Source organism: Streptomyces sp. NPDC002144, from assembly GCF_053593695.1.
Map to the genome: position 1 here is coordinate 190,716 of NZ_JBSFDB010000004.1, position 17,281 is coordinate 207,996.

The 17,281-nt window shown below is 70.1% G+C and carries 15 protein-coding genes and 1 tRNA gene; 12 read left to right on the forward strand and 4 right to left on the reverse strand.

What is annotated here, in order from left to right:
• Positions 1–290: 290 nt before the first annotated feature.
• From paaA to ACWCQ1_RS08130, 6 genes are all read left to right on the forward strand, one after another.
• Positions 291–1,286 carry a 1,2-phenylacetyl-CoA epoxidase subunit PaaA gene (paaA, locus tag ACWCQ1_RS08105; RefSeq protein WP_133043988.1) on the forward strand — a complete coding sequence of 332 codons (996 nt, stop codon included), beginning with the start codon at positions 291–293 and terminating at the stop codon, positions 1,284–1,286.
• On the forward strand, positions 1,283–1,570 hold the full coding sequence (paaB, locus tag ACWCQ1_RS08110) for a 1,2-phenylacetyl-CoA epoxidase subunit PaaB (RefSeq protein WP_133043987.1): 288 nt from the start codon (positions 1,283–1,285) through the stop codon (positions 1,568–1,570). Before paaA ends, paaB begins: the two co-directional genes overlap by 4 nt.
• The gene (gene paaC / locus ACWCQ1_RS08115; protein WP_451026075.1) at positions 1,567–2,286 is read left to right on the forward strand and encodes a 1,2-phenylacetyl-CoA epoxidase subunit PaaC; all 720 of its coding nucleotides are present in this window, start codon (positions 1,567–1,569) and stop codon (positions 2,284–2,286) included. The genes paaB and paaC overlap by 4 nt, the downstream gene beginning before the upstream one ends.
• Positions 2,280–2,819, forward strand: coding sequence for a 1,2-phenylacetyl-CoA epoxidase subunit PaaD (paaD, locus tag ACWCQ1_RS08120; RefSeq protein ID WP_358597466.1), 540 nt, complete (start codon positions 2,280–2,282; stop codon positions 2,817–2,819). The genes paaC and paaD overlap by 7 nt, the downstream gene beginning before the upstream one ends.
• Entirely contained in the window at positions 2,819–3,883 is a 1,065-nt protein-coding gene (locus ACWCQ1_RS08125) for a 2Fe-2S iron-sulfur cluster-binding protein (protein WP_451026076.1), read from the forward strand. The genes paaD and ACWCQ1_RS08125 overlap by 1 nt, the downstream gene beginning before the upstream one ends.
• Before the next feature lie 197 nt (positions 3,884–4,080).
• Positions 4,081–5,214, forward strand: a complete 1,134-nt coding sequence (locus tag ACWCQ1_RS08130) for an acyl-CoA dehydrogenase family protein (protein WP_451026077.1) — start codon at positions 4,081–4,083, stop codon at positions 5,212–5,214.
• A 58-nt stretch (positions 5,215–5,272) separates the two neighbouring features.
• Here ACWCQ1_RS08130 and ACWCQ1_RS08135 read toward each other — a convergent pair whose 3' ends face one another.
• The 4 genes from ACWCQ1_RS08135 to ACWCQ1_RS08150 form a co-directional block, all read right to left on the reverse strand.
• On the reverse strand, positions 5,273–5,602 hold the full coding sequence (locus ACWCQ1_RS08135) for a rhodanese-like domain-containing protein (RefSeq protein WP_208785366.1): 330 nt from the start codon (positions 5,600–5,602) through the stop codon (positions 5,273–5,275).
• 58 nt (positions 5,603–5,660) lie between these two features.
• Complete coding sequence (locus ACWCQ1_RS08140) at positions 5,661–6,506, reverse strand: J domain-containing protein (protein ID WP_358597458.1); 846 nt, start codon at positions 6,504–6,506, stop codon at positions 5,661–5,663.
• Between the two features lie 214 nt (positions 6,507–6,720).
• The gene (locus ACWCQ1_RS08145) at positions 6,721–8,133 is read right to left on the reverse strand and encodes a DUF2252 domain-containing protein (protein WP_451026150.1); all 1,413 of its coding nucleotides are present in this window, start codon (positions 8,131–8,133) and stop codon (positions 6,721–6,723) included.
• Positions 8,134–8,480: 347 nt separating this feature from the next.
• Positions 8,481–8,567: transfer RNA gene (locus ACWCQ1_RS08150), tRNA-Leu, on the reverse strand.
• A 514-nt stretch (positions 8,568–9,081) separates the two neighbouring features.
• Here ACWCQ1_RS08150 and ACWCQ1_RS08155 point away from each other — a divergent pair.
• From ACWCQ1_RS08155 to pknB, 6 genes are all read left to right on the forward strand, one after another.
• A complete protein-coding gene (locus ACWCQ1_RS08155) occupies positions 9,082–9,924 on the forward strand; it encodes an FhaA domain-containing protein (protein ID WP_133048392.1) in 843 nt (280 codons plus the stop codon).
• A 10-nt stretch (positions 9,925–9,934) separates the two neighbouring features.
• A complete protein-coding gene (locus ACWCQ1_RS08160) occupies positions 9,935–10,450 on the forward strand; it encodes an FHA domain-containing protein FhaB/FipA (protein ID WP_133048391.1) in 516 nt (171 codons plus the stop codon).
• 90 nt (positions 10,451–10,540) lie between these two features.
• On the forward strand, positions 10,541–12,118 hold the full coding sequence (locus ACWCQ1_RS08165; RefSeq protein ID WP_207929976.1) for a Stp1/IreP family PP2C-type Ser/Thr phosphatase: 1,578 nt from the start codon (positions 10,541–10,543) through the stop codon (positions 12,116–12,118).
• Positions 12,119–12,145: 27 nt separating this feature from the next.
• Complete coding sequence (locus ACWCQ1_RS08170) at positions 12,146–13,594, forward strand: FtsW/RodA/SpoVE family cell cycle protein (protein WP_451026078.1); 1,449 nt, start codon at positions 12,146–12,148, stop codon at positions 13,592–13,594.
• Complete coding sequence (locus ACWCQ1_RS08175; RefSeq protein WP_451026079.1) at positions 13,591–15,078, forward strand: peptidoglycan D,D-transpeptidase FtsI family protein; 1,488 nt, start codon at positions 13,591–13,593, stop codon at positions 15,076–15,078. Before ACWCQ1_RS08170 ends, ACWCQ1_RS08175 begins: the two co-directional genes overlap by 4 nt.
• A gap of 169 nt (positions 15,079–15,247) precedes the next feature.
• On the forward strand, positions 15,248–17,239 hold the full coding sequence (gene pknB / locus ACWCQ1_RS08180) for a Stk1 family PASTA domain-containing Ser/Thr kinase (protein ID WP_451026080.1): 1,992 nt from the start codon (positions 15,248–15,250) through the stop codon (positions 17,237–17,239).
• Positions 17,240–17,281 lie beyond the last annotated feature (42 nt).

Consider the following 17,281-nt stretch of genomic DNA (forward strand, 5'->3'; position numbering starts at 1 on the left):
GCACGCGAACGGTACTCAGACCCGCCCGCGAGGCACAGTCCCCTCCCGCGGAGCACGGCTCGCCCTACCGGACCGGCTCGCCCTACCGGACCGGCTCGCCCTACCGGACCGGCTCGCCCCTTGCCGGACGGGCCCGGCGGCGCGGACCGGATCCGTGTTTTCCACAGGGCATGCCGCAGGTTGTCCACAGCGGTTGACACCTTACGGCGCCCGACCGACCATGGAATCGCACGAACCGAACGATCGGTCGGGAGCCGACTCCGGACAGAACCCAGGTCGAGGGGGACCGCATGGCCACAGCAGCCGCGCACAAGGCGTACGGCACCGAGGAGGAACACGCGGGCACCGCCGCCTACGAGCGTGCCTTCGACGCCGCCGTGGCCGCGGACGAGCGCATCGAGCCGCGGGACTGGATGCCCGACGCCTACCGCGCGACGCTGGTCCGGCAGATGGCCCAGCACGCCCATTCCGAGATCATCGGCATGCAGCCGGAGGCCAACTGGATCACGCGCGCGCCCTCCCTGCGCCGCAAGGCCATCCTGATGGCCAAGGTCCAGGACGAGGCGGGCCACGGGCTCTACCTCTACAGCGCGGCCGAGACCCTGGGCACCAGCCGCGAGGAGTTGTTGGACAAGCTCCACTCCGGCCGCCAGAAGTACTCCTCGATCTTCAACTACCCGACGCTGACCTGGGCGGACGTCGGTGCCATCGGCTGGCTGGTGGACGGCGCGGCGATCACCAACCAGGTCCCGCTGTGCCGCTGCTCGTACGGACCGTACGCGCGCGCCATGGTCCGCATCTGCAAGGAGGAGTCCTTCCACCAGCGCCAGGGCTACGAGCTGCTGCTCGCCCTCAGCCGCGGCACCCCCGAACAGCACGCCATGGCCCAGGACGCGGTGGACCGCTGGTGGTGGCCGTCCCTGATGATGTTCGGCCCGCCCGACGACGAGTCGGCGCACTCCGCTCAGTCGATGACGTGGAAGATCAAGCGGCACTCGAACGACGACCTGCGCCAGCGCTTCGTCGACATCTGCGTCCCCCAGGCCGAGTCGCTGGGCCTGACCCTGCCCGACCCGGACCTGAAGTGGAACGAGGAGCGGGGACACCACGACTTCGGCCCGATCGACTGGACGGAGTTCAAGGAAGTCCTCAAGGGCAACGGACCGTGCAACGAACAGCGGCTCACCCAGCGCAGAAAGGCCCACGAAGAGGGCGCCTGGGTGCGCGAGGCGGCCGCGGCCTACGCGGCCAAGCACAGCGACGACACGAAAGCGGAGCAGGCATGACCAACACCGACTGGCCCCTGTGGGAGGTCTTCGTGCGCTCGCGCCGGGGCCTGTCCCACACCCACGCCGGCAGTCTGCACGCGCCGGACGCGGAGTTCGCCCTGCGCAACGCCCGCGACCTGTACACCCGGCGCGGCGAGGGCGTCTCGATCTGGGTCGTGCCCTCGGCCGCGATCACCGCGTCCTCGCCGGACGAGAAGGACCCGTTCTTCGAGCCGGCCGCCGACAAGCCGTACCGGCACCCGACGTTCTACGAGATCCCGGAGGGGGTGAAGCACCTGTGACGACGACCGTTCCCACGGCTGCCGCCCTCGCTCTCGGCGACGACGCCCTGGTGCTCTCGCACCGCCTGGGCGAGTGGGCCGGCCACGCCCCGGTCCTGGAGGAGGAGGTCGCCCTCGCCAACATCGCGCTGGACCTGCTCGGGCAGGCCCGGGTGCTGCTGTCGACGGTGGGCGACGAGGACGAGCTGGCGTATCTGCGCGAAGAACGCGCCTTCCGCAACCTGCAGTTGGTGGAACAGCCCAACGGCGACTTCGCCCACACCATCGTCCGCCAGCTGTACTTCTCCACCTACCAGCACCTGCTGTACGCCGAACTTGCCGTCGGTGAGGGCCCGTTCGCCGGTCTCGCCGCGAAGGCCGTCAAGGAGGTCGCCTACCACCGCGACCACGCGGAGCAGTGGACCCTCCGGCTCGGCGACGGCACGAACGCCAGCCATGAGCGGATGGTGCGGGCGTGCACGGCACTGTGGCGCCTCACCGGCGAGATGTTCCAGCCGGTGGAGGGGCTGGACGTCGACTGGGCCGGGATGGACACCGCCTGGCTGGAGTCCGTCGAGGCCGTGCTGCGCCGGGCGACCCTGCCCCTCCCGGAGGGGCCGCGCTCCGGCGCCTGGTCGGCCGGCGCGGGCCGTCAGGGCGTGCACACCGAGCCGTTCGGGCGGATGCTCGCCGAGATGCAGCATCTGCACCGCAGCCACCCGGGGGCGTCATGGTGACGACGACCCCGCTGGAGGCCGAACTCCTCGAGATCGCCGGCTCGGTGCCCGACCCGGAGCTGCCGGTACTCACCCTCCAGGAGCTCGGTGTCGTTCGGGCGGTGCATGTGCGCGGCGCGGACTCGGTCGAGGTGGAGCTGACCCCGACGTACACCGGCTGCCCGGCCATCGAGGCGATGTCGCTGGACATAGAGCGGGTGCTGCGGGCCCACGGCATGCGTGAGGTCGCGGTCCGCACGGTGCTGCGGCCGGCCTGGTCGACGGACGACATCACGGCCGAAGGACGGCGCAAACTCAGGGAGTTCGGGATCGCGCCGCCGCGCTCGGTACGCGACTCCGGGCCGGTGACCGTCGGCTTGGGACCGACCCGCACCCTCGCCGACGAACCCGCACCCCGGCCCGAACCCGTCCGCTGCCCCCACTGCGGCTCCCCCGACACCGAGTTGCTGAGCCGTTTCTCCTCCACCGCGTGCAAGGCACTGCGCCGCTGTCTCGCGTGCCGTGAACCCTTCGACCACTTCAAGGAGTTGTGATGGCCCGCTTCCACGCGCTCCCGGTGGCGGCGGTCGACCGGCTCACCGACGACTCCGTGGCCCTCACCCTGACCGTCCCGCCCGAGCTGCGCGAGGAGTACCGGCACGCGGCCGGCCAGCACCTCGCCCTGCGCCGCGTGGTCGACGGGGTCGAGATACGCCGTACGTACTCGATCTGCTCCCCGGCACCCGACGCGGACGGGCCGCGCACCCTGCGGGTCGGCGTGCGGCTGGTGGAGGGCGGGGCCTTCTCGACGTACGCGCTCAAGGAGATCAACGTCGGTGACGAGCTGGAGGTCATGACCCCGGCCGGCCGCTTCACCCTCGACCCGGCGCCCGGTCTGTACGCGGCCGTCGTCGGTGGCAGCGGCATCACCCCGGTGCTGTCGATCGTCTCGACCCTGCTCGCGCGCGAGCCGGAGGCGCGGTTCTGCCTCATACGCAGCGACCGGACGGCCGCCTCGACGATGTTCCTGGAGGAGGTCGCCGACCTCAAGGACCGGTACCCGGGCCGGTTTCAGCTGGTCACGGTGCTGTCCCGGGAGGAACAGCAGGCGGGGCTGCCGTCCGGGCGGCTGGACCAGGAGCGGCTGACCGCGTTGCTGCCCGCGCTGCTGCCGGTGGACCGGGTGGCGGGGTGGTTCCTGTGCGGCCCCTACGGACTCGTGCAGCAGGCGGAGCGGACGCTGCGCGGCCTCGGTGTCCCCCGGGCCCGTATCCACGAGGAGATCTTCCACGTGGACAGCGCCCAGCCGGTCACCGGCACCACCATCGGCGCCGCCCCCGCGCACAGCACGGTCACGGCCCGGCTCGACGGGCGCGGCGGGACCTGGCCCGTGCAGGACGGTGAATCCCTGCTCGACACGGTGCTGCGCAACCGGCCCGACGCCCCGTACGCCTGCAAGGGCGGGGTGTGCGGGACGTGCCGCGCCTTCCTGGTCACCGGCGAGGTGCGCATGGACCGCAACTTCGCGCTGGAGCGGGAGGAGACGGAGGCGGGATATGTGCTGGCGTGCCAGTCGCATCCGGTGACGGAGAAGGTGGAGCTGGACTTCGACCGATGATGACGTGTGGAGCGTCGGCTCCGACCGGTAACACCGGCGGAGCGGCAGCCCCGACCGGTGAACACCGGCGGAGCGCCGCCCCCGCATTGGCCGTGCATTGCCCGTGCATTGGCCGTCGGCAGCCCGTTCCCTTCTTCTAGAACCTGTTCTATCTTGACGGTCCGTCAGATCAGCGGACCCTCCGGAGGGACAGGACCGTGGACTTCACCTTCACCGAGGAGCAGCAGGCGGCGGCCGAGGCGGCACGGGGGGTGTTCGCCGGGGTCGCTCCGGACACGGTGCCCTCTCCCTCGCTGGTCGCGGGCGCCGTCGCCGAGGACTTCGACCGTCCGCTGTGGGGCAGGCTTGCCGAGGCCGACCTGCTGAGTCTGCTGCTGGGCGCGGAGTACGGCGGGGCGGGGCTGGACGCCATCGCGCTGTGCCTGGTGCTGCGGGAGTCGGCGAAGGGGCTGGCGCGGGTGCCGTTGCTGGAGAGCGCCGCGGCCACCGCCGCCGTACAGGCCTACGGCGGACCGGAGTTGAAGGCGACGCTGCTGGAGCGGGCGGGGCGGGGCGAGCTGGTGCTGACCGTCGCTGCGAACGGCCGCACCGGTCACGACGGAGCCGAACTCGCCGTCACCGCCCGACAGGACGGCGACGACTGGCTGCTGGACGGGGTGCAGACCGCGGTGCCATGGGCGCACACCGCCGACCTCGTCCTCGTACCGGCGCGGACGGCGGCGGACCGGACCCTGCTGGCCGTGGTGTCCCGCGACCACGAAGGGGTCGTGCTCGGTGAGCAGATCTCCACCGCGGGGGAGCGGCTGGGCGAGCTGCGGCTGGAGTCGGTGAGGATCGCGGCCCGGGACGTGATCGACGCGGACGGGGCCTGGGAGTGGCTGCGGGAGCTGCTGACGACCGGGACCTGTGCGCTCGCACTCGGACTGGGCGAGCGGGTACTGGAGATGACCAGCGACTACGCCGGCAAGCGGGAGCAGTTCGGGCATCCGATCGCCACCTTCCAGGCGGTGGCGGTACAGGCCGCCGACCGCTACATCGACCTCCGCGCCATGGAGGCCACGCTCTGGCAGGCCGCATGGCGGATGGCCTCCGGGGCGTCCGGCGCGCTGCCCGCCTCCGGTGACGTCGCCGTCGCCAAGATCTGGGCGTCGGAGGGGGTGCGGCGGATCGTTCAGACCGCGCAGCATCTGCACGGCGGGTTCGGGGCGGACGTCGAGTACCCGCTCCACCGGTACCACGCCTGGGCCAAGCACCTGGAACTGTCGCTCGGCCCGGCGGCGGCACACGAGGAGGCACTGGGCGATCTGCTGGCGGCGCACCCACTGGGCTGACGGCCGCGTAGCCGAACCTGCTGGACCCGCTGGTCCCCGGGTCCCAGGTCCCCTGGACCTAGAGCACGAACCCGGGTCGGCCCTCGTCCGTCACCACCGGTCGGCCCGCGGCGGCCCAGACCTGCATGCCGCCGTCGACGTTCACCGCGTCGATGCCCTGCTGGACCAGATACATCGTGACCTGGGCCGACCGGCCGCCCGAGCGGCAGATCACATGCACGCGGCCGTCCTGCGGCGCGGCCTCCGTCAGCTCGCCGTAGCGGGCGACGAACTCGCTGATGGGGATGTGCAGGGCGCCTTCGGCATGGCCCGCCTGCCACTCGTCGTCCTCGCGGACGTCCACCAGGAAGTCGCTGTCCTTGAGGTCCGAGACCCCGACCGTGGGCACACCAGCTCCGAAACTCATACCCCGACGCTACCGGACACCGCCCGAGGCCCTCGCCCGGCTACTGCTCGAGCAGCGTCGCCAGCTCCTGTTCGCGCAGGGCGACGTCCGACAGGAGCTGTTCGGCGATCTCGTCGAGGAGACGGTCCGGATCGTCGGGAGCGAGCCGGAGCATCGAGCCGATCGCGCCCTCCTCCAGCTCCTTGGCCACCAGCGTCAGCAACTCCTTCCGCTGGGCGAGCCACTCGAGGCGGGCGTACAGCTCCTCGCTGCGGCTCGGGCCGCGCTCCACCGGCGCCGGTCCCTTGGCCCACTCCTCCGCCAGTTCACGCAGCAGGGCCTCGTCGCCGCGGGCGTAGGCGCCGTTGACCCGGGTGATGAACTCCTCACGGCGCTCCCGCTCGGCGTCGTCCTGGGCCAGGTCGGGGTGGGCCTTGCGGGCGAGTTCGCGGTAGAGCTTGCGGGCCTCGGCGCTGGGGCGCACCCGCTGCGGAGGGCGTACGGGCTGCTCGGTGAGCATCGCCGCGGCCTCCGGGAACAGGCCGTCGCCGTCCATCCAGCCGTGGAACAGTTCCTCCACGGCCGGCATCGGCAGCACCCGGGCCCGCGCCTCGTCCGCCTTGCGACGGTCCTCGGGGTCGCCGGTGCGGGCGGCCCTGGCCTCGGCTATCTGCGCGTCCAGCTCGTCGAGACGGGCGTACATCGGGCCGAGCTTCTGGTGGTGCAGCCGGGAGAAGTTCTCGACCTCGATACGGAAGGTCTCGACCGCGATCTCGTACTCGATCAGCGCCTGCTCGGCGGCCCGCACGGCCCGCTCCAGCCGCTCCTCGGGGCGCGGCGCACCGTCCTCGGGCGTCGATGGCGTCTCACCGGCGACCCCATCCTGCTCAGCTTCCGGGCTCGTCACCCGACCAGCGTAGGCCACGCCGGGAGCTGCACGGCCTGCCCTGCGACCGCGACGCCGCGGGGGATGCCAGTACGACCGGAGCGGAGCACCTCACGGGCACCGCTCACGCGAACGCATCCCGCCACCGCTCACGCGGCCGCCACCCCGCCGGACATCACAGCCTCACGCACCCCGCTGGGTATGACGCCCCCCACACACCGCGGACATCACACCCTCACACCCCCATCTCCGCCGCCAGCCTCCCCGCCCGTACCGCCGTCACGAAATCGGCGTGGTCGGACTCCGTGCGGTCGGCGTAGGCGACGGCGAAGTCGGCGATCGCCTCGTCCAGTTCCTCATTCTTGCCGCAGTAGCCGGCGACCAGGCGCGGGTCGGCGCTGTGGGAGTGGGCGCGGGCCAGCAGGGCGCCGGTCATCCGGCCGTAGTCGTCGATCTGGTCGGCGGCCAGTGCGGCGGGGTCGACACTCCCCTTGCGGTTGCGGAACTGCCGTACCTGGTAGGGCCGCCCGTCCACCGAGGTCCAGCCCAGCAGGATGTCGCTGACGACCTGCATCCGCTTCTGGCCGAGCACCACGCGGCGCCCCTCGTGCTCGACGACCGGCGCCTCGAAACCGGCGGTCACCAGATGCGGCACCAGCGCCGAGGGTCGGGCCTCCTTGACCTGCAGCACCAGCGGCTCACCCCGGTGGTCCAGCAGGAGCACGACGTAGGACCGGGTGCCCACGCTTCCCGTGCCGACGACCCGGAAGGCCACGTCGTGCACCGCGTGCCGGGCGAGGAGCGGGAGGCGGTCCTCGGACAGCGTGTCCACGTAACTCTCCAGGGACGCGGCGACGGCGGCCGCCTCCTCGTCCCCCACCCGCCGCAGCACCGGCGCCGCGTCCACGAACCGGCGTCCGCCGTCCTCGTGCTGCTGCGTCGCCTTCGCCGCGAACCGCCCACTGGTGTTGGCCCGCGCCTTCTCGGAGACCCGCTCCAGCGTGCCGAGCAGATCATGGGCGTCGGTGTGCGAGACCAGTTCCTCGTCCGCGATCGCGTTCCACGCGTCCAGCACCGGCAGCTTGGCCAGCAGCCGCATGGTGCGGCGGTAGGCGCCGGTCGCGTCGTAGGCCGCCTTGCGGCACTGGGTCTCGTCGGCGCCGGCCTCCCGGCCCGCGAGCACCAGGGATGCGGCGAGCCGCTTCAGGTCCCACTCCCAGGGGCCGTACACCGTCTCGTCGAAGTCGTTCAGGTCGATCACGAGGTCGCCGCGCGCGTCACCGTACAGACCGAAGTTGGCGGCGTGGGCGTCCCCGCAGATCTGGGCCCGGATCCTGGTCATGGGCGTGCGTGCGAGGTCGTACGCCATCAGGCCCGCCGAGCCGCGCAGGAAGGCGAAGGGGGTTGCCGCCATCCGGCCCGCCCTTATCGGGGTGAGCTCGGGGATGCGGCCGAGGTTGGACTCTTCCACCGCGGCGACCGCGGCGGGCCGCCCCGCGTCGAGGTCGAGCTCGGCGTGCGCCCGGCGCGGGACCAGCCTGCGCAGCGCCTTGCCCTCCTCCTTGGGCGATCCCTCCACCGGCCACTCGGCGAATCCGCGCACCCGCGGCAACCGCCGCGCACCCGACGCCGCCGTCGCAGACGCCACGGTCGCCGACGCCGCTGTCGCCTCCGCCGCTGGCACCGCTCCGCTTTCGGTCACACCGACCGCCTCCCCCGCACTCGCACGACGCACGCCCACCACCGGGCGCCGACGGACATCAGACGAACCTCAAGACGCATACCAAGACGAACATCAAGACGAACATCAACTCGTGCCGACCGTACAGCCGCCGACGAGAACGCGTCAGACCCTGTGGACAACTCCGAACCTGTGGAAAACCCCGCCCGGCGACGGCCCGACCGACCCGTGTGATTGTCCTCACCAGGTAATACGCCTCACACCGATCCGAACAACGCGAAGGCCCCCAGGTCTGGGACCTGAGGGCCTTCGGCTGGTGCGCGAGGGGGGAGTTGAACCCCCACGCCCTTGCGGGCACTGGAACCTGAATCCAGCGCGTCTGCCTATTCCGCCACCCGCGCATTGGGTGTGTCCTCCGGCTCCTCGCCCTTGTGGGCTGGCGCCTTCCGACACCCAGAACATTAGCACGCTGGCAGGGGTGGGTTCACATCGCTTTCCAGGGGGCAGCCGCCGACCAGGGAGGTCTCCCGATCCCGGCCGGCGACCGGCCCACGTTCGGAGTCCTTCACTCCGTATCAGGGAGTGCCGGTTCTCGTATCAACCTCGTACCGGTACGGCCCGTCTCCCCGGGAGCCGGGCCGGGTCCACAGTCAGGTGCGGGACACTGGTCTGCGGTCGCCTCTACGATCCATGCCAGAACGAGTTCGCGGGAGGAGTTCGAAGGGGAGCCTCGGAGGGAACCTCCGGAGGGAACCGGGCGGGTGCGACACCCGTCGGCGGGGCTCGCGGGGGGAACCAGCCGATTCACCGGCGCGTGGATACGATCAGTAAGCAGTACCAGGTAAGGCAGCACAAGGTAAGGCAGTACCCGCCAGGCGGGAAGCAGGACGACAGCGACATCGGAGGAGGTGCCCCATGGGAGTCCTGAAGAAGTTCGAGCAGCGTCTCGAAGGTCTGGTCAACGGCACCTTCGCCAAGGTGTTCAAGTCCGAGGTCCAGCCCGTGGAGATCGCCGGCGCGCTCCAGCGCGAGTGCGACAACAACGCGACCATCTGGAACCGCGACCGGACGGTCGTCCCCAACGACTTCATCGTGGAGCTGAGCACGCCGGACTTCGAGCGGCTCAGCCCCTACTCCGGCCAGCTCGGCGACGAGCTCGCCGGCATGGTGCGCGACTACGCCAAGCAGCAGCGCTACACCTTCATGGGCCCCATCAAGGTCCACCTGGAGAAGGCGGACGACCTCGACACCGGTCTGTACCGGGTGCGCAGCCGTACGCTCGCGTCCTCCACCAGCCAGCAGCCGCCCGCCGGCCCCGCTCCGGCGGCCCCGGCCGCGGGCCGCCCCGGCGGTTACGGCTACCCGCCGGCCGCCGCCCCCGCGGGCGCCCCGCCGATGCCCGCCGCACCGCCGCCCGGCGCCCGCGGCAGCGCTCCCTATCTCCAGCGGCCCGCGACCGCCCCGGCGGCCGGCGGCCGTACCCGCTACTGGATCGAGATCAACGGCGCACGCCATCAGATCTCCCGCCCGACGCTGGTGCTGGGCCGCAGCACCGAAGCCGACGTGCGGATCGACGACCCCGGCGTCTCCCGCCGGCACTGTGAGATCCGGACCGGAACGCCCTCGACGATCCAGGATCTCGGGTCCACCAACGGCATCGTGGTGGACGGGCAGCACACCACCCGCGCTACGCTCCGCGACGGCTCGCGGATCGTCGTGGGCAGCACCACCATCATTTACCGGCAAGCCGAAGGGTGAAGCGGGGGCAATGTCAGAGCTGACCCTCACGGTCATGCGGCTGGGTTTCCTGGCCGTACTGTGGCTGTTCGTGATCGTGGCCGTGCAGGTCATCCGCAGCGACCTGTTCGGTACGCGCGTCACCCAGCGCGGGTCCAGGCGAGAGGCCGGGCGGCAGCAGCAGCAAGCCGCCCGCCAGCAGGCGGCTCCTCCGCAGCAGCGCCAGCAGTCCGGCGGCCGCCAGCGCCGCAACGCGCCCACCAAGCTCGTGGTGAGCGAGGGCACCCTCACCGGCACCACGGTCGCCCTGCAGGGCCAGACCATCACCCTGGGCCGGGCGCACGACAGCACGATCGTGCTGGACGACGACTACGCCTCCAGCCGCCATGCCAGGATCTACCCGGACCGCGACGGCAACTGGATCGTCGAGGACCTCGGCTCCACCAACGGCACGTACCTCGACCGGAGCCGGCTGACGACCCCCACGCCGATTCCGCTGGGCGCGCCGATCCGCATCGGCAAGACAGTCATCGAGCTGCGGAAGTAGTACGACAATGAGCGAGCGGAGCGAGCACGCAGCGGCGGCCCCCACCACGGGCCCCGGCGCGCTCCCGACCGGAGGGTGGGCACCGTGCGGATGTACCCGGAGCCGACGGGCGAGGTGCGCATGAGTCTGTCACTGCGCTTCGCCGCCGGATCGCACAAAGGCATGATCCGGGAGGGCAACGAGGACTCCGGATACGCCGGCCCGCGCCTGCTCGCGATCGCCGACGGCATGGGCGGCGCCGCCGCCGGCGAGGTCGCCTCCTCCGAGGCCATCTCCACCATCGTCGCCCTCGACGACGACGTGCCGGGCTCCGACATCCTCACCTCCCTCGGCGCCGCCGTACAGCGTGCCAACGACCAGCTGCGCGCGATGGTCGAGGAGGACCCGCAGCTGGAGGGCATGGGCACGACGCTCACCGCCCTGCTGTGGACCGGGCAGCGGCTCGGTCTCGTCCACGTCGGCGACTCGCGCGCGTACCTGCTCCGCGACGGCGTCCTGACCCAGATCACACAGGACCACACCTGGGTGCAGCGGCTGGTCGACGAGGGCCGCATCACCGAGGAAGAGGCCACCACGCATCCCCAACGCTCCCTGCTCATGCGGGCGTTGGGCAGCGGTGAGCACGTCGAGCCGGACCTGTCGATCCGTGAGGTCCGGGCCGGTGACCGCTACCTGATCTGCTCCGACGGCCTGTCCGGCGTGGTCTCCCACCAGACCCTCGAGGACACCCTCGCCAGCTACCAGGGTCCCCAGGAGACCGTCCAGGAACTCATCCAGCTGGCGTTGCGCGGCGGTGGCCCCGACAACATCACCGTGATCGTCGCCGACGTCCTGGACCTGGACACCGGGGACACCCTCGCCGGGCAGCTCTCCGACACCCCGGTCGTGGTCGGCGCCGTCGCCGAGAACCAGAACCACCTGCACCACGACCCCGGGATCATGCAGACGCCCGCAGGGCGCGCCTCGGGTCTCGGCCGCCAGGTGCCCGGGCAGGGCGGAGGCGGCGAGTTCGGGCCGCCCGGATCCGGCGACACCACCGGCTACATCCCGGCCGGCAGCTTCGGCGACTACACCGACGACGACTTCGTCAAACCGCGCAGAAGCCGCAAGTGGCTGAAGAGATCCTTCTACTCGGTGCTCGCGCTCGCCGTCATCGGCGGCGGTCTGTACGGCGGTTACCGCTGGACGCAGACCCAGTACTACGTCGGCACCAACGGCGAGCACGTGGCGCTGTACCGGGGCATCAGCCAGGACCTGGCCTGGGTGTCCCTGTCCAAGGTGGAGAAGGATCACCCCGAGATCGAACTCAAGTACCTGCCGCCGTACCAGCAGAAGCAGGTCAAGAACACGATCGCCGAGGGCGGCCTGACGGACGCCCGGAAGAAGGTCGACGAGCTCGCCGTACAGGCCTCCGCGTGCAAGAAGCAGGCCGAGCGGCAGGCGGCCGCGAGCAAGAACAACGCCAAGACCGGTCAGGGACAGGCCGGTGGCACCACGGGAACCACCAGCACCTCGCTCACGTCCAAGGCCACGTCGTCACCGAGTCCGTCCACGAAGCCGAAGTCCTCCCCGACCCCGAACCCGTCCGCGACCACCGCCACTCCCAGCCCCGGCCCCAGCCTCTCGGAGGAAGAGCAGAAGGTCGTCTCGATGTGCGGTAAGCAGTAGGCAAGCCGTGAGAGGCCCCGTCACACGATGAGCAGTACTACCAACACACCGACGCACCATACGTCCACGATCGGCGCAATCGGAGCGCCCAGCAGACGCAACACCGAGCTCGCGCTCCTGGTGTTCGCCGTCGTCATCCCGGTCTTCGCCTACGCCAACGTGGGCCTGGCCATCGACGACAAGGTGCCGGCCGGCCTGCTCGGGTACGGCTTGGGCCTCGGTCTGCTCGCCGGCGTCGCCCACCTCGTGGTGCGGAAGTTCGCCCCGTACGCGGACCCGCTGCTGCTGCCGCTGGCCACACTGCTCAACGGCCTCGGTCTCGTCGCCATCTGGCGACTCGACCAGTCCAAGCTGCTGCAGTCCATCAATGTCGCCGGTGGCAAGGCGACCAACCAGTTGATCTACACGGCGCTGGGCATCGCCCTGTTCGTCGTCGCGCTGATCTTCCTGAAGGACCACCGCACCCTGCAGCGGTACACGTACATCTCCATGGCAGGCGCGATTGTTCTGTTGCTCCTCCCTTTGATCCCCGGCCTCGGCGCCAACGTCTACGGCGCCAAGATCTGGATCCAGATCGGCAGTTTCACCATCCAGCCCGGTGAGTTCGCCAAGATCGTGCTGGCGATCTTCTTCGCCGGCTACCTGATGGTGAAGCGTGACGCGCTCGCCCTCGCCAGCCGCCGCTTCATGGGCCTGTACCTGCCGCGAGGCCGCGACCTCGGTCCGATCGTCGTCGTCTGGATGATCTCGATCCTCATCCTGGTGTTCGAGACCGACCTCGGTACGTCGCTGCTGTTCTTCGGAATGTTCGTCATCATGCTGTACGTCGCCACCGAGCGCACCAGCTGGATCGTCTTCGGTCTGCTGATGTCCGCGGCCGGTGCCGTCGGCGTGGCCAGCTTCGAGCCGCACATCCAGACACGCGTCCAGGCCTGGCTCAACCCACTGCACGAGTACAAGCTCAGCCAGTCCGGCAGCCACGACGGCATCCTCCACTCCGAACAGGCCATGCAGGCCCTGTGGGCCTTCGGCTCCGGCGGCACCCTCGGCACCGGCTGGGGCCAGGGCCACTCCGACCTCATCCGCTTCGCGGCCAACTCCGACTTCATCCTCGCCACCTTCGGCGAGGAGCTGGGCCTGGCCGGCCTGATGGCGATCCTGCTGATCTACGGCCTGATCGTGGAGCGCGGTATCCGCACCGCCCTCGCCGCCCGCGACCCCTTCGGCAAGCTGCTCGCCGTCGGCCTCTCGGGCGCCTTCGCTCTCCAGGTCTTCGTCGTCGCGGGCGGCGTCATGGGCCTCATCCCGCTGACCGGTATGACGATGCCCTTCCTGGCGTACGGCGGTTCCTCCGTCATCGCCAACTGGGCCCTCATCGGCATCCTGATCCGCATCAGCGACACCGCCCGCCGTCCGGCGCCCGCCCCCGCCAGCAACCCTGACGCCGAGATGACCCAGGTGGTCCGCCCGTCATGAACAAGCCCCTGCGCCGGATCGCGATCTTCTGCGGTCTTCTCGTCCTCGCCCTGCTCGTCCGGGACAACTGGCTGCAGTACGTCAAGGCCGACAGCCTGAGGAACGACACGTTGAACCGCCGTGTCACCATCGCCCGCTACTCGACCCCGCGCGGCGACATCATCGTCGACGGCGATCCCATCACCGGGTCCACCACGACGAGCAAGAGCGGCCTGAACGACCTGAAGTACAAACGCACCTACAAGAACGGCCCCATGTGGGCGCCGGTCACCGGGTTCGCCTCGCAGGCCTTCGGCGCCACCCAGTTGGAGAGCATCGAGGACGGCATCCTCACCGGCAACGACGACCGGCTCTTCTTCCGCAACACGCTCGACATGATCACGGGCAAGCAGCGGCAGGGCGGCAACGTCGTCACCACCCTCAACGCGGCCGCCCAGAAGGCCGCGTACGACGGTCTGAAGGCCCAGGGCGGCAAGGGCGCGGTCGCCGCACTCGACCCGTCCACCGGCAAGATCCTGGCGCTGGCCTCGTACCCCTCGTACGACCCCTCGAGCTTCGCCGGCAACTCCACGTCGACGGACACCAAGGCCTGGAACTCGCTGCTGAAGAAGAACAACAAGAACGACCCGATGCTGAACCGGGCGCTGCGCGAGACCTACCCGCCGGGCTCCACCTTCAAGGTGGTCACCGCCGCGGCCGCGCTGGAGAACGGGCTGTACACCTCCGCCGACCAGAACACCGACTCGCCGCTGCCCTACATCATGAAGGGCACCACGACCGAGCTGAAGAACGAGGGGAACATCCCCTGCAAGAACGCGACCATGCGCACCGCGCTCCGCGTGTCCTGCAACACCGTCTTCGGCAAGATCGGCGCCGACCTCGGCAACGAGAAGATGCTCGAAGAGGCGAAGAAGTTCGGCTTCGACGCGGAGCAGTTCACGCCGGTCCGCTCGGCGGCCTCGGTCTTCTCCGACAACATGAACTCCTCGCAGACCGCGCTGTCCTCCATCGGCCAGTTCAACACCGCCGCGACCCCGCTGCAGATGGCCATGGTCGCCTCCGCGGTCGCCAACGACGGCAAGCTGATGAAGCCGTACATGGTCGACAAGCTGCAGTCCTCCAACCTCGACACCATCGCGCAGACCGACCCGCAGGAGCTCAGCCAGCCCCTGTCGTCGAAGAACGCGCAGATCCTGCAGTCGATGATGGAGACGGTGGTCAAGGAAGGTACCGGCACCAATGCGCAGATCAACGGCGTCACGGTGGGCGGAAAGACCGGTACCGCCCAGCACGGCGTCGAGAACAGCGAGAACCCGTACGCCTGGTTCATCTCCTACGCCAAGCTCCCCGACGGCAGCGCGCCGGTCGCCGTGGCCGTGGTCATCGAGGACAGCAAGGCCAACCGCGACGACATCTCCGGCGGCGGCCTCGCGGCGCCGATCGCGAAGAGCGTGATGGAGGCGGTCATCAACTCCAAGAAGTGACCCCGCTCACGCCCTCCTCACATCGGTGCACGTTGCGATACCGGTCCTGTATCGGGTTACGGGCTTGGCCAGGTCACACAAAGCTAGCCGGGTACGGTAGGCCCGGACGGCAGCCTCCGACCGCACACCCGTGCCGGTCGGGACCGACGGAGAGGGCTGGTAGGAAGCTATGGAAGAGCCGCGTCGCCTCGGCGGCCGGTACGAGCTGGGCCAGGTGCTCGGCCGTGGTGGCATGGCGGAGGTCTACCTCGCGCACGACACCCGGCTCGGCCGCACCGTGGCGGTGAAGACGCTGCGCGCGGACCTCGCGCGGGATCCGTCCTTCCAGGCCCGGTTCCGCCGGGAGGCCCAGTCGGCCGCCTCGCTCAACCATCCCGCGATCGTCGCGGTCTACGACACGGGCGAGGACTACATCGACGGGGTCTCGATCCCGTACATCGTCATGGAGTACGTAGACGGCTCCACGCTCCGCGAACTCCTGCACTCCGGCCGCAAGCTCCTGCCCGAGCGGGCCATGGAGATGACCATCGGCATCCTGCAGGGCCTGGAGTACGCCCACCGCAGCGGCATCGTCCACCGCGACATCAAGCCGGCCAACGTGATGCTCACGCGCAACGGCCAGGTCAAGGTCATGGACTTCGGCATCGCCCGCGCCATGGGCGACTCCGGCATGACGATGACGCAGACGGCGGCGGTCATCGGCACCGCGCAGTACCTGTCGCCGGAGCAGGCGAAGGGCGAGCAGGTGGACGCCCGCTCGGACCTCTACTCGACGGGTTGCCTGCTGTACGAGCTGCTGACGGTACGGCCGCCGTTCGTCGGCGACTCCCCGGTCGCCGTCGCCTACCAGCACGTCCGCGAAGAGGCACAGCCGCCTTCCGTCTTCGACCCCGAGATCACGCCCGAGATGGACGCCATCGTCCTGAAGGCGCTGGTCAAGGACCCCAACTACCGCTACCAGTCCGCCGACGAGATGCGCATGGACATCGAGGCGTGCCTCGACGGCCAGCCGGTCGCGGCGACGGCGGCGATGGGTTCCGTCGGCTACGGCGGCTACCCCGACGACCAGCCGACGACGGCCCTGCGCTCCGACGCGGGCGCCGGCGCCACGTCGATGCTGCCGCCCATGAACCCGGACGACGGCGGCTTCGGCTACGACGACCGGCCCGACCGGCGGCGCCAGAAGAAGAACAACACCTCGACGATCCTGCTGGTCGTCGCGGGCATCCTGGTGCTGGTGGGCGCGATCCTGATCGGCAGGTGGGTGGTCAGCGGCCACGGCACCGGCAACGACACGGTTGCCGTGCCGAGCATCGTCGGCCAGCCGAAGGCGGACGCCGAGAAACAGCTGACCAACAGCGACCTCAAGGTCGGCACGGTCAAGGAACAGCCCTGCGAGAACCAGTCCAAGGGCAACATCTGCTCCACGGACCCGACACCGGGCAGCAAGGTCAAGAAGAACACCGCCGTCAACCTGGTGGTGTCGACCGGGGCGCCCAAGGTCCAGGTGCCGGGTGTCGTCGGCCTGAGCCTCGACGACGCGAAGGCGAAGCTCGAGGGTTCCGACTACCAGTTCAAGGTCGAGACCAAGACGCGTGAGTCGACGGAGGACCCGAACACGGTCCTCGACCAGAACCCCATCGGCGGCAAGGAGGTGGAGAAGGGATCGACGATCACCCTCACCATCGCCAAGGCCGCGGAGACGGTCGCGGTGCCCGACGTCACCGGCAAGAGCTGTGACGACGCCAAGGCCGAGCTGCAGCAGAACGGCCTGAACGGCAACTGCGTCAACACCCCCACGACCGACGACAACCAGGACGGCAAGGCCATCTCGACCAACCCGTCGATCGGCACCCAGGTCAAGAAGAACACCGCGGTGCAGATCAACATCGGTCAGAAGCAGAACACCCAGGTCCAGGTGCCGAACATCCAGGGTCAGCGGCTGAAGGACGTCAAGAACGCCCTGCAGCAGGTGGGCCTCCAGGTCGGCAACATCAACGGCTCCCAGGACGACAACGCCATCGTCATCAGCTCGGACCCGGGCCAGGGCAGCACGGTCGACCAGGGTTCATCGGTCAACCTGACGACCTTCGGCGGAAACGGCAACAACAACGGCGGAAACAACGGCGGCACCAACCTCTTCGGCGGCGCAGGCGGCTGACGGTGCCCTCGGACACGTAAGGGCCCCTGCCGGGAGCGATCC

Bases quoted from the DNA above. Each gene is read 5' to 3' on its own strand.
- ACWCQ1_RS08160 (WP_133048391.1), top strand. From the start codon at position 9,935: ATGTCAGAGCTGACCCTCACGGTCATGCGGCTGGGTTTCCTGGCCGTA.
- paaA (WP_133043988.1), top strand. From the start codon at position 291: ATGGCCACAGCAGCCGCGCACAAGGCGTACGGCACCGAGGAGGAACAC.
- ACWCQ1_RS08165 (WP_207929976.1), top strand. From the start codon at position 10,541: ATGTACCCGGAGCCGACGGGCGAGGTGCGCATGAGTCTGTCACTGCGC.
- paaB (WP_133043987.1), top strand. From the start codon at position 1,283: ATGACCAACACCGACTGGCCCCTGTGGGAGGTCTTCGTGCGCTCGCGC.
- paaD (WP_358597466.1), top strand. From the start codon at position 2,280: ATGGTGACGACGACCCCGCTGGAGGCCGAACTCCTCGAGATCGCCGGC.
- pknB (WP_451026080.1), top strand. From the start codon at position 15,248: ATGGAAGAGCCGCGTCGCCTCGGCGGCCGGTACGAGCTGGGCCAGGTG.
- ACWCQ1_RS08125 (WP_451026076.1), top strand. From the start codon at position 2,819: ATGGCCCGCTTCCACGCGCTCCCGGTGGCGGCGGTCGACCGGCTCACC.
- ACWCQ1_RS08170 (WP_451026078.1), top strand. From the start codon at position 12,146: ATGAGCAGTACTACCAACACACCGACGCACCATACGTCCACGATCGGC.
- ACWCQ1_RS08175 (WP_451026079.1), top strand. From the start codon at position 13,591: ATGAACAAGCCCCTGCGCCGGATCGCGATCTTCTGCGGTCTTCTCGTC.
- ACWCQ1_RS08155 (WP_133048392.1), top strand. From the start codon at position 9,082: ATGGGAGTCCTGAAGAAGTTCGAGCAGCGTCTCGAAGGTCTGGTCAAC.